The following is a 13739-nucleotide window of genomic DNA, read 5'->3' as shown; positions in this document are numbered from 1 at the left end:
CGGACGCGCGCCATGTCTCTGTCCAACGCGGGAGCGATCGCCAATCAATCGCTCGGCGCCATCTCCTCGCAGATCAATCTCGTCTCCCGCAATATCGCCGGCGCGTCGACGTCGGGCTATGCGGCGAAGACCGCGCTGCTCTCGGCGAACGCCTATGGCGGCGTCGACGTCGACCGTATCGCCCGCGCGACGAGTCTCGCTCTCTTCCAAAACGCCTTGCAGGCGACCTCTGCGCAGGCCGCCTCCGCCGCGATATCGAATGGACTCGACCAGATCGATCAGATATTCGGTCTGTCGTCGAGCACGGCGACCGATCCTTCGGCCGGCCGTTCCCCGGCGGCGCTCATCGCATCCCTGTCGAGCGCGCTGCAGAGCTACAGCGTCTCGCCCGACGATCTGACGACGGCGCAAGCGGTGCTCACAGCCGCGCAGTCCATTGTGCGATCGCTGAACGACGGCGCCACGGCGGTGCAAAATCTGCGCGCGCAGGCCGATGACGGCATAGCTTCGGCCGTCGGCGCGATCAATTCGCTGCTCGCGGAGTTTCAAAAGGTCAATTCTGAAATCGTCGCCGGAACCCATACGGGCCGCGACGTGAGCGCGCTCGAGGATCAGCGGGACGCTCTTCTGAACAAAATCTCGGCCGATATCGGCGTCAGGACGGTCATGCGCGCGAACAACGACATGGTCCTCTACACGGACAGCGGCGCGACGCTGTTCGAGACCACGGCGCGCACCGTGACATTCAAAGCGACCGCAGGCTATTCGGCGATGACGGCCGGCGCTTCCGTCTATGTCGATGGAGTGCCGGTGACCGGCTCCACGGCGGCGATGCCCATTCAATCGGGCAGGCTGCAGGGCCTCACGCAGCTGCGCGACGTTGTCGCGCCGCAGTTTCAGAGCCAGTTGGATGAATTGGCGCGCGGGTTGATCGTCGCCTTCGCCGAGACCGATCAGAGCGGAGGCGGCGCGAGCGCTCCGGGTCTTTTTACCTACTCGGCCGCGACGGGCGTTCCGTCTGTCGGAATCATTCCCGGACTCGCCGGCGCGATCATGATCAATCCGAACGCCGACCCGACGCAGGGCGGAAGCCTCGATCGGTTGCGCGACGGCGGAATCTCCGATCCGGGAAATTCCGCATTCGTCTATAACCTCACCGGCGCGAGCGGCTATTCGGACCGCATCAACGAGCTGATCGCCGCGCTCTCGGCCCCGCAGGACTTCGACACGACCGCCGGAGTCGGCACGGATCGCTCGATCGCCGATTACGCTTCTTCCTCGATCGGATGGCTCGAAGCGCAGCGGCAGCAGGCGTCGAACGCCGCGAGCTATCAGGAAACCTTGCTCGTTCAGACGTCGCAAGCCCTCTCCAACGCGACTGGCGTCAATCTCGACGAGCAAATGTCGAAAATGCTCGACCTCGAGAACGCGTATCAGGCGTCCGCCAAGCTGCTCGCCGCTGTCGACGCAATGTACAAGGCGCTGTTCCAGGCGCTGTGACATAGGGACGCCCGAATGGTCTCCATCACATCCACCGCCTCGCTCGCCAACGCGCTGAGACGCGCGATCGTGGACACGCAAAATCAGATGTCCAAAGCGCAGGTCGAAGTTTCGACGGGGCGGGTCGCCGACCTCGGCCTGTCGCTCGGCGGCGACGCGGCGCGAGATTTCTCGCTCGGCGTGCGCTCCGCCGATCTCGCTTCGATCGCCAACAGCAATGCAGTGATCGGCGCGCGTCTCGACACGACCGACACGACGCTCGCGACGATTGCGCAGACGGCGCAGAATTTCCTCGAGACGCTCGTAAGCACGCAATCTGGCGCCGGCAGCGACTCGAAGGCGATCCAGGACAACGCGATCGCTGGTCTAAAATCGCTCGTCGGAGCGCTCGACACGAGTATCGCCGGCGTCTATCTCTTCGGAGGCGTCGCGACCTCGACGCCCCCTATCGCCGACTATTTCTCCGACCCGCAGTCCGCGGCGAAGGCGGCGCTGGAGCAGGCCTTCGTCTCCGCGTTCGGCATGACGCAATCGAACGACGGCGTCGGCTCGATCACGCAGTCGCAGATGCAGGCGTTCCTCTCGGGGAGCTTCGCCGATCTCTTTTCGGCGAGCGGCTGGACGTCGGCCTGGTCGAGCGCGTCGGATCGCGCGACCAGCAATCGCATCTCGTTGTCTCAGATCGCGGAAACGTCGGTCAGCGCCAATGATTCGGCTTTTCGCAAGATCGCCGCCGCCTATGCGATGGTGGCCGATCTCGGCGTCACCAAGCTCGGCTCCGACGCATATAACGAAGTGTTGCGGACGGCGACGACAACCCTCAGCGGAGCGATCGGGGAGCTGACACGTCTGCGCGCCTCGGTCGGAGTGATGCAGAAGAACGTGTCCGACGCCAACGAGGCCTTAATCGCGCAACGCAACGCGCTCGCCTCCCAGATCGGCGCGCTCGAGAATGTCGATCCCTTCGAAGCGGCCACTCGCCTCAACAATCTGACCACGCAGCTCGAGACCTCCTACATCTTGACGGGCAAAATCCAGCAATTGACCCTTGCGAAATACATCTGAGCAACGGCCGAATCCGAGACGACCGCATGTATCGACATCTCTATGCGCAAGCTGTCGAAGACTCTTCCGCCGCGGCGCGGGGCCGTGAGCGAGACCTTCTGGAGCGCGCGATTCGTCTGCTCGCCATCGCCAAGGTCAAAGGCGCGCGCAGCAGAGAATCGTTCGAAGCCACCGACTATCTGCGGCGCCTCTGGCTCGTGTTCGTCGAGGATCTCTCGAGCGACGGCAACGCGCTCCCCGAGGCGCTTCGTGCGTCGTTGATCTCGATCGGCCTGTGGGTGCTGAGAGAGGTCGACGCGATCGACTCGGGCAAGTGCGACAATTTCGACGGGCTCATCGAGATCAACCAGATGATTGCGGACGGATTGGCTTGAGGGCGCGATGAACATCTCACTACGGCGAGGCGAAAAGCTCTACCTCAACGGGGCCGTCATCCGAGCGGACCGCAAGGTCTGTATCGAGCTCCTGAACGACGTGACGTTCTTGTTGGAAAATCACGTGATGCAGGCGCAGGACGCAACGACGCCGCTGCGGCAGCTCTATTTCGTCGTCCAGCTGATGCTGATGTCTCCGAACGATGCGGCGGCGGCGATGGACATGTGCCGAGGCATGCTGGCTTCGCTGAATTCGGCTTTCGCCGAGCCGCGCATCCTGTCCGGCCTCGCGCTCGTCGCCCGGCATATCGACGGCAAGAAGCATTTCGATGCGCTCAAGGCGATTCGCACGCTGTTTCCGTTGGAGCAGGAAATATTGAGCGCCGCTCCCGTCCGGAGCGACGGGAAGGCGGCCTGAAGGAGATCGAGACCGTGCAGGTGACATCCACGAAAGCAGTCGCGTCGTCGACTTCGACATCGAGCACGTCGGCCACCGCGTCGACCGCGACTCTCGCCTACGACCAGTTTCTGACGCTGCTGGTCGCGGAAATGAAAAATCAGGATCCGACCAAGCCGATGGATCCGACGCAGACGGTTTCGCAGCTCGCCTCCTTTTCGGCGGTCGAGCAGGCGGTGAAGACCAATGCGACGCTGACCTCCCTGCTCGCGTCTTCGTCGCTGACGCAAGCGCAATCTTTCATCGGCAGAACCATCGCGTCGGCGGACGGCTCGGTGAGAGGAGTCGTCTCCTCCGTCACCATCGGCGCCTCCGGTCAGAGCGCGACGCTCACCGACGGTCGCACGATCGAGCTCACGACCGGAATCACGGTGAGCTGATGAACGAAGCCGACGCGCTCGAAATCATGCAGCGAGCCATCTTCACGGTGCTCGTCGTCTCCGGTCCCGTCGTCGGCGCGGCGATGCTCGTCGGCGTCGTGATCGCGCTTCTGCAAGCGCTCACGCAGGTTCAGGAAATGACGCTGACCTTCGTTCCCAAGATCGTCGCGATTTTCCTGGCTCTCGGCCTGGCGGCGCCGTTCATCGGATCGCAGATCTCTGCTTTCACCGATTACGCCTACGCCAAGATCGAGAAGGGTTTTTGAGCCGATAATTCGCGTGCGTTCGATTCGTGTCTCACATAGATAGCAGGCAGGATCAGAAAGATGAGCGACGCGGCCGTAGCGGGCGCCGTTCCCGAGAAGCATGTCAAGGACGTCGGCTTCGCGCTCGCCATCGTCTTCATCCTCTGCGTCTTCTTTCTTCCGATTCCGCCGTTCCTCATCGATATCGGCCTCGCGTTCTCCATCGGGTTGTCGGTGCTGATATTGATGGTTTCGCTGTGGATCCAGAAGCCGCTCGAGTTTTCCGCCTTTCCGACCATTCTGCTCGTCGCGACGATCTTGCGCCTTTCGCTCAACATAGCGACGACGAGACTCATCCTCGGACACGGCGCCGAAGGCACGCATGCCGCGGGCTATATCATCGCCGGCTTCTCCAAGCTGGTGATGAGCGGAGACTTCGTGATCGGTCTCACCGTCTTCGCGATTCTCGTCACCGTCAATTTTCTGGTCATCACCAAGGGCGCGACGCGCATTGCGGAGGTCGGCGCCAGATTTACGCTCGACGCCATTCCCGGCAAGCAGATGGCGATCGACGCCGATCTCTCGGCCGGGCTCATCGACGAGAAGCAGGCGCAACTGCGGCGGAGGGAGCTCGAGGAGGAGAGCGCGTTCTTCGGCTCGATGGACGGCGCGTCGAAATTCGTGCGCGGCGACGCCATCGCGGGCCTCGTGATTCTGTCCGTCAATATTTTCGGCGGCATCGTCATCGGCGTGACCCGCCATGGAATGCCTTTGTCGAGCGCTGCCGACGTGTTCACCAAGCTGTCGGTCGGCGAAGGGCTCGTCTCCCAGATTCCGGCGCTGATCGTGTCGCTGGCGGCGGGCCTTCTCGTTTCGAAGGGCGGAACACGCGGTTCGACCGAACAGAACATCGTGCGTCAGCTCGGCAATTATCCGAAGGCGCTCTACGTCGCGTCGTCGCTTCTCTTCGTTCTCGCGCTGATGCCGGGCCTTCCTCTGACTCCCTTTGCTCTGCTCGGCGGAACGATGGCGTTCATCGCTTATACGACGCCGAAGCAGGCGGCCAAGCAGCGGGCGAGCGAAGCGGCGAAGCGGGAAGAGGAGGAAAAGCGGGCGCAGGCCGAAACGAAGGATCAGATAAAGGACTATCTGAGAGCGCCGACGATCGAGCTCTGCCTCGGCAAGCAATTGGCCGCGAAGCTCTTGCTCTCCCAGGACGAGCTCGCGCATCGCGTCGGCAAGATGCGGCGCAATTTCGCCAAGCAATACGGTTTCGTGATTCCGGAAATAAGGCTCACCGACGATCTCGCATTGAAGCCGAAATTCTATCAGATCAAGATTCACGGCACGGTCGCCGTGACTCAGGAGTTGCGGCTCGGACAGCATCTCATCATCGTCGGGCAAGGTCGGTCTCCCGATCTTCCCTGTGAAGAAACCATCGACCCCGCTTTCGGCCTGAAGGCGGTCTGGGTCCCGGATGCGCTCGTCGCCGAGGCGCGCCGCGAAGGGTTCGAGCCGGTCGATCCGATCTCCGTGCTGCTCACGCATCTCTCCGAAGTGCTGCGCAACAATCTCGCTCAGCTCCTGTCCTATCGCGACGCGCGCATGCTGCTCGATCGGCTGGAGCCGGAATATCGAAAGCTCATCGACGAGATCGTTCCCAATCTCATCTCCAATTCCGGCTTGCACTCCGTGTTGAAGCTGCTGCTCGCCGAGCGCGTCTCGATTCGCAATCTGGAGCTGATCCTGGAGGCGATTGCAGAAGTCGTGCCGTATTCGCGCCGCGCCGAGCCGATCGTCGAGCATGTGCGCGCGCGCCTCGGTCCTCAGATCTGCGGGGAGGCGTCCATGAACGGCGTGCTCAGCGTGCTGCGATTGGGCAGCCGTTGGGATCTGTTCTTCCACGAGAGCCTGCGGCGCGACGCCAAGGGCGAGATCGTGGAGTTCAACGCGGAGCCGGCGTTGATCGAGCAATTCGGCCAGGAGGCGGCGGCGGCGATTCGCGAGCGCCTCGAGCGAGGCGATGTCTTCGCCGTGGTCACGACGCCGGAGGCGCGTCCTTATGTGAAGATGATCATCGGTCGATTGTTCGCGGGTCTGCCGGTGCTCTCGCATCTCGAGATCGCCCGCGGGATCGAGATGAAATCGCTCGGTTCGATTTCATGACGCTCGGTCTCGACGGAATCGCGGCGACTTTGTTCGTCCTGTTCTGTCGGATCGGGGCGTGCATCATGGCGATGCCGGGATTCTCGAGTCCGCGAATCCCGATGCGGGCGCGACTTTATATCGCCATCGCGATTACCATCGCGCTCGCGCCGCGTTTGATCGATGTCGTCGCTCCGATCGCCGCAGGCGCCTCGGTGACGGGCCTCGCCGTCCTGCTGACCGGCGAATTGTTGATCGGCGTGTTGATCGGATCGCTCGCGCGTCTGTTCTTCTTTGCGCTCGAGACGCTCGCGACGGCGGCCGTGACGACCGCCGGCCTCGGCAATGTGATGGGCGCCCCGATGGAGGAGGCCGAGCCGCTGCCGGCGATGAGCTCCTTCATCATGCTGGGCGCCACCTCTCTGATCTTCATCCTGGATCTGCATTGGGAAATGATCAGAGGAGTCTTCCTGTCTTATACCGCGATCCCGATCCGGGACGTTTTCCAGGCTCGGAACATGCTGTCGGAGTATCTGAAGGTGCTCACCGAGGCGTTTCTTCTCGCGCTGCGCATCAGCAGTCCGTTGCTGTTGTTCGGATTGATCGTGAACGTCGCCTTCGGCTTTCTCAATCGCATGACGCCGCAAGTTCCCGTGTTCTTCGTGTCGACGCCGCTGCTCATCGCGCTCGGCTGCTACTGGTTCTATCTGATGGCGGACGACTTCTTCGCCGCTTTCGCATCGTCCTTCGGCTCATGGCTGTTGACCGGATAAGGCTCATGAATTGGAAAAATCGACGCAGGATCCTCGCCGTTCACGAGCATCTGCACAAGATCGAGATCGGGCGCCTGTCGAAGCTCGAGCGCGCCGCGCGCGACCTGAAGGAGGAGGAAGCGCGCATCGTCGGCTATCTCGACGGCAATCGCGAGATGATCGCCATGTTCCCCGACATCGTGCTCGAGCGTCTCAAGGCCAATCTCAGGCGGCAGCAGGATGTGCTGAAGGAAGTGGAGCGCCAGACGGATTTGGCGCTCGAGCAGGCGAAGCGCGTGAAGCAGGCGGAGCGCCTCGTCGCCAACGCCGAGCAGGCGCGCGAGCAGGCGCTGGAGCAGGAGGCGCTGCGCGAAATCCTCGAGCATCGCTCGCATATGAGCGACATAAGCGCTCGGTAACCATTTTGCGGTAGAGCTGTTCGAGAAGGGGCGCGCCCATGTCGATCTTTCCTGCTGTGGATCTCGTCACCGACGTTGCGCAGGCGGCCGATCCGCAGAAGCGGAACGCCGCAGTGTCGCGTCTCAGCGAATTGGCGACGGCGCGTCTGCGCTCGGACGATGCTTTCGCGCGGCTCGTGGAGGGGACGCATCCGTCGTCACAGGTTCCGGCGCGGCCGCAGGCGAATATGCCGGTCGCGATGACCGCCCCCGCGGCGGCCGCGCTGCCGAAAATCGCGTCGGCGGCGAGCGCGGCGGAGACATTCGAGGCCTTCGTCATCCAATCCTGTCTAGAGACCATTTTGCCGAAGGCGGATGATGGTCTGTTCGGGCATGGAGCGGCGGGCTCCGCATGGAGGTCGATGCTGGCGGAGCAGATCGGACAGCAGATCGCCAGGGCCGGCGGGCTCGGCATGCGTTCGATGCTCCTTCGCGATCTCGAGCGTCGCGCGGACGGCGACGCCGGCGTGAAGCAATCCGAGGCGGCCGGGTGAACAATCGGCGAACAGAACGCGAGGAAAGCAGTCTGGCGATGGTGTCTCACAAGCGACATGAGGCGAAGGCGCCGGTTGCGCCGTTCCAGGGGGGAATCGTGCCGAGCGACGCCGCTCTGGACGGGAAGCGCTCCGCCCTTTTGGGATGCGTCGAGCGGCTCGCCCGTTTGATCGAGCAGGAAACCGCGGCGCTGCGCGGGCGGGAAGCGATCGATTTCGAGGAGTTCAATTCGCGCAAGGCGCATGCTCTGCTCGAATTTTCGAGAGCCTCGCGCGCGTTCGGCGCGCCGCGCTCCGCGCCTGTGGTGGAAGCGGCGCTCACGCGGCTGCATGCGCGCCTCGCCGAAAACGCCGAACTCCTGGACAGCCGCCTGCGCGCGATGCGCGAGATCTCCGGGATCATGATCTGCACGATCGAGATGGCCGAATCCGACGGCACCTATTCGATGCGCGTCCAGCCCAATCGATAAATTCGGAGTTCGCGTGATGTTGCGTTTGCTCGTAGTCGGGATTTGGACCTGCAGCGTGACGCTCGCCTCCACCTATGGCGCCGCCTATTGGAAATCCCATCGCACCGCGCCGCCGCCGGAAGCGCATGCCGAGAAGCTGGAGGTGCGCAAAGTAAAGCCCATCAGCGTGCCGATCATTTCAGAAGGCCAGCTGAAGGGATATATTTCTGCCGAATTTTCTTATGTCGTCGTCGCGCCGGAAAAATCGCACGGCGGCGGACACGGCGAGGGCGCGGCGGGAGGCGGGGGCCTCGACCCGGACAGCTATCTGATGGACGAGGCGTTCCGCCGCATCTATGCGGACAATAAGCTCGATTTTCGACACATAGAGAAATTCGATCTCAATACATTCACGCGCGAGATCACGCAGCGTGTCAACGACCGGCTCGGCTCGGCGCTCGTGCGGGAGACGCTCGTCAAAGGCTTCGCCTTCGTTCCGAAGGACGACATCCCGCATTGATCCGTGCGGCGGCGCACGGGTTCAGCCCATGAGCATGTAGCCGAGGAAACGCTGCGAATCGATCGGATCATAGCCGAGGCGCGTGCGCAGCTTCTTGCGGAGCTTGCTGACATGGCTCTCCACGACATTCTCTTCGACGACGTCGTCGAACAATCCGTAGACGGCGTTGAAGATTTGCGACTTGGTGAGCCGCCGTCCGCGGTTCATCACGAAATATTCGAGAATGCGCCGCTCGCGGCGCGGCAGGGCGAGCGCCTCGCCGCAGATCAGCGGATCGCGGCCGTCGAAGAAGACCTGCATCGGACCGACCATCGCGTAATCGCGCCGGACTTCCGCGCGCCGGCGGATGGCGCAGACGCGCGCCAGAATTTCCTTCACATGAATCGGCTTGCGCACGACATCGTCGACGCCCGCGGTGAACAGGCCCAGCGTCTGCTCGAGCGAGGGCGCTTCGTTCATCGCGATGACCGGCGCCTGAGATCGCTTGCGGATGATTTTCGGCAGCTCTTCGCGTTCGGGACATTCGCCGATGAGAAAGGCTTCGACGGCGGCCATGTCGGTCTCTATGGCGGTGCCGACCCAGTCGAGGAATTGACCGGAACAGAAGCCGGCCGAGGAAATTCCTTCCTGGCCGAAGTGGCGCGCATATCCACTCGTCACCAGCTCACGTTCATCCACGATTATGAACATAGCCGCCCCCTTGACAATCTCGTCGCCCTAGTGATTTGCGCGAATCACTGTGCCACTACTTAGCCGTATCGATTCCTCGGCGTCAATGAAATAGTAACTCTCGTCGTGTCGACTGCGGGAGTGGCGGCGCGCGGAGATGGCGGCGCCGACGAAACGGTCTTCGCGCGCGATGCGCGACGTCGCGCATCGGCGCGAGCAAGCCACACGCAAGGCGGCTCGGTCAATTTGCGCCTGCCGATGACCGACGCGAACTCACATATGAAACAGCTATTGCGTGCGATCCACGTCGCTCTCGTCGCAGCCGCTCTCGGCTGCTGGGCCGAAGCGGCGCGCGCCGAGCCGAAGAAGCCGGAGCCGTCCGCGCATGGCGATTCGCCCAAGGCGCGCTCGCAACGCGCGACATCGTCCTCCGAAGTGGAGCGCTATTGCGCCGATGTCGCCGCGACGGCGGGAGCCGCGCGCAATGCGCGAATGGAAAAAGAGCTCATGGAGCTCGAGCAGCAGATCATTCGCCGTACCGCCGAACTCGAGGCCAAGCGAACGGAGCTGCAGGCCGTGATCGATCGTCGCGAGGCCGAAGCGGCTTGGCCGTCGGAGAACGCGAGCGCGAGCGGACCGGCGAGGGCCGCCGCCTTCGCTCGATGGATCGATGCCGTGATCGATCGTCGCGAGGCGATGGTGAAAAAGGCCGACGAGCGGCTCGTCGCGATCTATGCGCGCATGCGCCCGGATGCGGCCGCCGCGCAATTCGCCGATATGGACGAGGAAATGGCCGCCGCGATGCTGATGCGGCTCGAGCCGAAGAAGTCGAGCGCGATATTGAACGAAATGGAGGCGGCTCGCGCCGTCGCTCTGACGAAGAAGGTGGCGGGGCTTTCCACATTGCCGCAGAACGGGATCAAGCAATGATCCGCAGGGGCGCGCCGATTCTTCTTCTGCTCGCGCTCGCGGGATGCGCGACCGATCCGCGCGATATCGGACGGGAGCCACATATGAGTCCGGTGGGGAGCGGATTGACGTCGGTCGACGATCAGCTGCCGACGGCCTCGATTCGCGACGGCGCGCTCGGTCCGCACATGCGGCTCGACGAAAATCGCATCAATCTCTATCGCGACGTGCGGGCGATGAATGTCGGCGACGTCGTCACCGTCAACATATCGATGGACGACAAGGCGGTGCTCGGCAATTCGACCGATCGATCGCGCGATTCGAAGGTCAAGAGCGAATGGTCGTTCCTGTTCGATTTCCTCACGGGCGGTCCGGGCGCGACAGACCACAAATGGAGCGGAACGATCTCCAATGATCTGCAGTCGAGCTCCCAGACTCAGGGGCAGGGCTCGATCAATCGCTCCGAGCAGATCCGCCTGTCGATCGCCGCCGTCGTCACAGCCGTTCTGCCCAACGGCAATCTCGTCATTCGCGGCTCGCAGGAGATCCGGGTGAATTACGAGCTGCGCGTGCTCACCATCGCCGGCATCGCGCGGCCGCGCGACATCGCCAAGGACAATACGATCTCCTACGACAAGATCGCCGAGGCGCGTGTGTCCTACGGCGGACGCGGGCGATTGTCGGAAGTGCAGCAGCCGGCCTGGGGCCAGCAGGTCTACGACATTTTCGCGCCGTTCTGATCAGACAGGGAGCTGCTCTTGGCCGGCCCGCCCGCTTCGTCTTCCGCCGCGCAGCCGTCGTCGTCCTCGATGCAGACGGTGCTGGCGCTCGTCGTCGCCACTCTGATCGGCGTCGGCGGAGGCGGCTTTCTCGGAATGACTCTCGTCGGCGAGAAGCCGTCTTCGCCCGCGCATGGCGACGAGGGGAAAGAGAACCCCGCTGCGGCAAAGCCGGGGGCCGAGCCGGCGGAGAAGGCTCACGGCGACTCCCACGGCGGCGCGACGGCGGCCAAGGAGGCGCCGGCGGCGCCGAAGTGGAAGCTGAAAGAGCTCGCGCCGATCGTCACCAATCTCGCCGAGCCGGAATCGGGATGGGTTCGCCTGCAAGCGGCGATCGTCTACGATGGAGAGGCGCTTACGCAGCCCGATGTGTTGATGTCCCAGGTGACGGCGGACATCGTCGCCTTTCTGCGCACGATGACGCTGGCGTCGATCCAGGGCGCGGATGGCTTGCGGCGCTTGCACGAGGATTTGTCCGAGCGCGCGGCGATCCGCTCCGAAGGGCGCATTCGCGAGCTCATCATCCAGGCTCTCGTCGTCCAATGAAACGGCTCGCGCTTCTTCTCGTCATCACTCTCGTTCCCGGCGGCGCGTTCGCGCAGGGTTTCAATCTCGACGCGCTGCTCCCCGCGGGCGGCGGAGCGGCGAGCGGAAAGATCGTCCAGCTCCTGGCGATCCTGACGGTTTTGTCCGTCGCGCCCGGCCTTCTCATCATGGTCACGAGCTTCACGCGCTTCGCGATCGCTCTGTCCTTTCTGCGCAGCGGGCTCGGCCTGCAGAGCACGCCCGCCAATCTGGTGCTGATCAGTCTCGCTCTGTTCATGACCTTCTACGTGATGGCGCCGACCTTCGACGCCGCCTGGAAGGACGGGCTGAAGCCGCTGATGGATCAGAAGATCACCGAGGTCGAAGCCTTCGAGAAGATTTCGCAGCCGTTTCGCAAATTCATGATCGCCAATGTGCGCGAGAAGGACATCAAGCTCTTCGAGAGCCTGTCGCACGAGCCGCGACAGGCGGGCGACTACGAAAAGCTCGGCCTGCAGGTGCTGGCGCCGGCTTTCATGATCTCGGAATTGCGGCGCGGATTCGAGATCGGATTTCTCATCGTGCTGCCGTTTCTGGTGATCGATATGATCGTCGCGGTGATCACCATGTCCATGGGCATGATGATGCTGCCGCCCACCGCCATTTCCCTGCCGGTGAAAGTTCTGTTCTTCATTCTGATCGACGGCTGGAACCTGCTCGTCGGCAGCCTGATCCGATCCTACGGCTGAGAGCCGCCGATCTTTCGCCAACTCGTCGAAAATGCGCGCGTATTTAGGCGTTCATTAAGCGCATTTGCCGCGAATTGTGGCGCTTCCCCCCGCTTGCGTGAGATAACCGGAGCGTCCCGAGGGACGCGGCCCCTGCGGTCGCGCCGCGAGACAAAATGCTTCGGATAGGGCCGCGCGGTCCAAAGGCATGATGCCGCATCCGTCGAGCCGGTGAATTTCCGGGATGTCGCGTTCACCTCACCAAGGATCGACGAGTCATGTCCAGCATTCTCACGAATTCTTCCGCCATCACCGCCCTGCAGTCGCTGCGCAACACCCAGCAGAACCTCGCCACGACGCAGAAGGAGATCGCCACCGGCCTCAAGATCTCCAGCGCCGCCGACAACGCCTCCACCTGGGGCATCGCCCAGACGATGCAGTCCGACCGGGGCGTCCTCTCGACGATCAGCGACTCGCTCGCCGTCAGCTCCTCGGTGCTGAATGTCGCGGCGACCGCCGTGACCAATGCGATCTCCGTGATCAACAACATCAAGGCGCAGGTCGCGCAGGCCGCTCAGCCCGGCGCGGACACGGCCAAGATCGGCACGACCCTCGCCGGCCTCAGCGATCAGCTCGCGAGCATCGTGACCTCGGCCAATTTCAACGGCCTCAACCTGACGGACGGTTCGGCCGCCTCCTACAGCTTCATCGCCTCCTACTCGGAATATCGCGGCACCGCCGCTTCGAGCCTCAACACGATCGATCTGACGGCGACCGCGCTGATCGGCGGCGGCGGCGCGACTCCGGCGGTCGCCGCGGGCGCCGGCATCCTCGAGACGGCGCAGGCGACCGGGGCGGGCGGCGCGACGGACTTCACCAATCTCAGCGCGACCGATGTGGCCTCCGCGACCGCCATCGCCGATACGCTGTCGAACGCCGACAAGGTGATCGCCGACCTCACCACTTATGCGGCGCAGATCGGCGCGACGAAGACGACGGTCGACGGCCAGGGCGCCTTCATCAAGACGCTGAACGAATCGCTGAAGGAAGGCGTCGGCTCGCTGATCGACGCGGACATGAACGAGGCTTCGACCCGCCTGCAGGCTCTCCAGACGCAGCAGCAGCTCGGCGTGCAATCGCTGTCGATCGCCAATCAGAACAGCCAGATCATCCTGCGCCTGTTCCAGTAAGACGACGCGCTCGCGAGAGCATTGGCAGGGGCCGCGCTTTCGGGCGCGGCCCTTTTCGTCCGTCATTGGGGGCGGCGCGGCGGAGTGGCGATCTACTCAT

The 13739-nt window shown here is 63.3% G+C and carries 18 protein-coding genes; 17 read left to right on the top strand and 1 reads right to left on the bottom strand.

Translation table 11 applies throughout. The annotated features are described in order from the left end of the window. Positions 1–12: 12 nt before the first annotated feature. Genes flgK through AC6IW9_RS00035 form a run of 12 tightly spaced genes read left to right on the top strand, consistent with a single transcriptional unit; the run spans position 13 to position 8839 of the window. Entirely contained in the window at positions 13–1500 is a 1488-nt protein-coding gene (flgK, locus tag AC6IW9_RS00090) for a flagellar hook-associated protein FlgK (protein ID WP_497767593.1), read from the top strand. A 15-nt stretch (positions 1501–1515) separates the two neighbouring features. Continuing rightward, positions 1516–2565, top strand: a complete 1050-nt coding sequence (locus AC6IW9_RS00085; protein WP_497767590.1) for a flagellar hook-associated family protein — start codon at positions 1516–1518, stop codon at positions 2563–2565. 26 nt (positions 2566–2591) lie between these two features. Further along, complete coding sequence (gene flaF, locus AC6IW9_RS00080; RefSeq protein ID WP_497767587.1) at positions 2592–2939, top strand: flagellar biosynthesis regulator FlaF; 348 nt, start codon at positions 2592–2594, stop codon at positions 2937–2939. 7 nt (positions 2940–2946) lie between these two features. Continuing rightward, positions 2947–3357: a flagellar biosynthesis repressor FlbT gene (flbT, locus tag AC6IW9_RS00075; RefSeq protein WP_497767584.1), complete on the top strand. Its 411-nt coding sequence runs from the start codon at positions 2947–2949 to the stop codon at positions 3355–3357. A 20-nt stretch (positions 3358–3377) separates the two neighbouring features. Next, positions 3378–3776 carry a flagellar hook assembly protein FlgD gene (gene flgD / locus AC6IW9_RS00070; protein ID WP_497772578.1) on the top strand — a complete coding sequence of 133 codons (399 nt, stop codon included), beginning with the start codon at positions 3378–3380 and terminating at the stop codon, positions 3774–3776. Then, a complete protein-coding gene (gene fliQ, locus AC6IW9_RS00065; RefSeq protein WP_222574375.1) occupies positions 3776–4042 on the top strand; it encodes a flagellar biosynthesis protein FliQ in 267 nt (88 codons plus the stop codon). The genes flgD and fliQ overlap by 1 nt, the downstream gene beginning before the upstream one ends. Before the next feature lie 60 nt (positions 4043–4102). Continuing rightward, positions 4103–6187, top strand: a complete 2085-nt coding sequence (gene flhA, locus AC6IW9_RS00060) for a flagellar biosynthesis protein FlhA (protein ID WP_497767579.1) — start codon at positions 4103–4105, stop codon at positions 6185–6187. Continuing rightward, entirely contained in the window at positions 6184–6939 is a 756-nt protein-coding gene (locus AC6IW9_RS00055) for a flagellar biosynthetic protein FliR (protein ID WP_497767575.1), read from the top strand. The genes flhA and AC6IW9_RS00055 overlap by 4 nt, the downstream gene beginning before the upstream one ends. 5 nt (positions 6940–6944) lie before the next feature. Next, entirely contained in the window at positions 6945–7337 is a 393-nt protein-coding gene (locus tag AC6IW9_RS00050) for a hypothetical protein (protein ID WP_497767572.1), read from the top strand. Positions 7338–7375: 38 nt separating this feature from the next. Then, on the top strand, positions 7376–7870 hold the full coding sequence (locus tag AC6IW9_RS00045; protein ID WP_497767570.1) for a rod-binding protein: 495 nt from the start codon (positions 7376–7378) through the stop codon (positions 7868–7870). A 38-nt stretch (positions 7871–7908) separates the two neighbouring features. Continuing rightward, the gene (locus AC6IW9_RS00040) at positions 7909–8340 is read left to right on the top strand and encodes a hypothetical protein (protein WP_497767568.1); all 432 of its coding nucleotides are present in this window, start codon (positions 7909–7911) and stop codon (positions 8338–8340) included. Between the two features lie 16 nt (positions 8341–8356). Continuing rightward, positions 8357–8839 carry a flagellar basal body-associated protein FliL gene (locus AC6IW9_RS00035; protein ID WP_497767565.1) on the top strand — a complete coding sequence of 161 codons (483 nt, stop codon included), beginning with the start codon at positions 8357–8359 and terminating at the stop codon, positions 8837–8839. Positions 8840–8860: 21 nt separating this feature from the next. Here the strand turns inward: AC6IW9_RS00035 and AC6IW9_RS00030 are convergent, their stop codons facing one another. Beyond that, positions 8861–9529, bottom strand: coding sequence for a response regulator transcription factor (locus AC6IW9_RS00030; RefSeq protein ID WP_497767562.1), 669 nt, complete (start codon positions 9527–9529; stop codon positions 8861–8863). Between the two features lie 258 nt (positions 9530–9787). Between AC6IW9_RS00030 and AC6IW9_RS00025 the strand changes: the two genes are divergently transcribed. The 5 genes from AC6IW9_RS00025 to AC6IW9_RS00005 all read left to right on the top strand — a co-directional run bounded on the left by AC6IW9_RS00025 (position 9788) and on the right by AC6IW9_RS00005 (position 13639). Continuing rightward, a complete protein-coding gene (locus AC6IW9_RS00025) occupies positions 9788–10438 on the top strand; it encodes a MotE family protein (RefSeq protein WP_497767560.1) in 651 nt (216 codons plus the stop codon). Continuing rightward, entirely contained in the window at positions 10435–11157 is a 723-nt protein-coding gene (gene flgH / locus AC6IW9_RS00020; protein ID WP_497767557.1) for a flagellar basal body L-ring protein FlgH, read from the top strand. Before AC6IW9_RS00025 ends, flgH begins: the two co-directional genes overlap by 4 nt. Before the next feature lie 18 nt (positions 11158–11175). After that, a complete protein-coding gene (locus AC6IW9_RS00015; protein ID WP_497767554.1) occupies positions 11176–11742 on the top strand; it encodes a flagellar basal body-associated FliL family protein in 567 nt (188 codons plus the stop codon). After that, positions 11739–12470: a flagellar type III secretion system pore protein FliP gene (gene fliP / locus AC6IW9_RS00010; RefSeq protein ID WP_497767552.1), complete on the top strand. Its 732-nt coding sequence runs from the start codon at positions 11739–11741 to the stop codon at positions 12468–12470. Before AC6IW9_RS00015 ends, fliP begins: the two co-directional genes overlap by 4 nt. Before the next feature lie 257 nt (positions 12471–12727). Then, entirely contained in the window at positions 12728–13639 is a 912-nt protein-coding gene (locus AC6IW9_RS00005) for a flagellin N-terminal helical domain-containing protein (RefSeq protein WP_497767549.1), read from the top strand. The last annotated feature ends 100 nt before the right edge of the window (positions 13640–13739 follow it).

The organism is Methylosinus sp. shoA, assembly GCF_059718125.1.
Note: the sequence above shows the minus strand (reverse complement) of the source record. Positions and strands in the feature narration are given on the sequence as shown.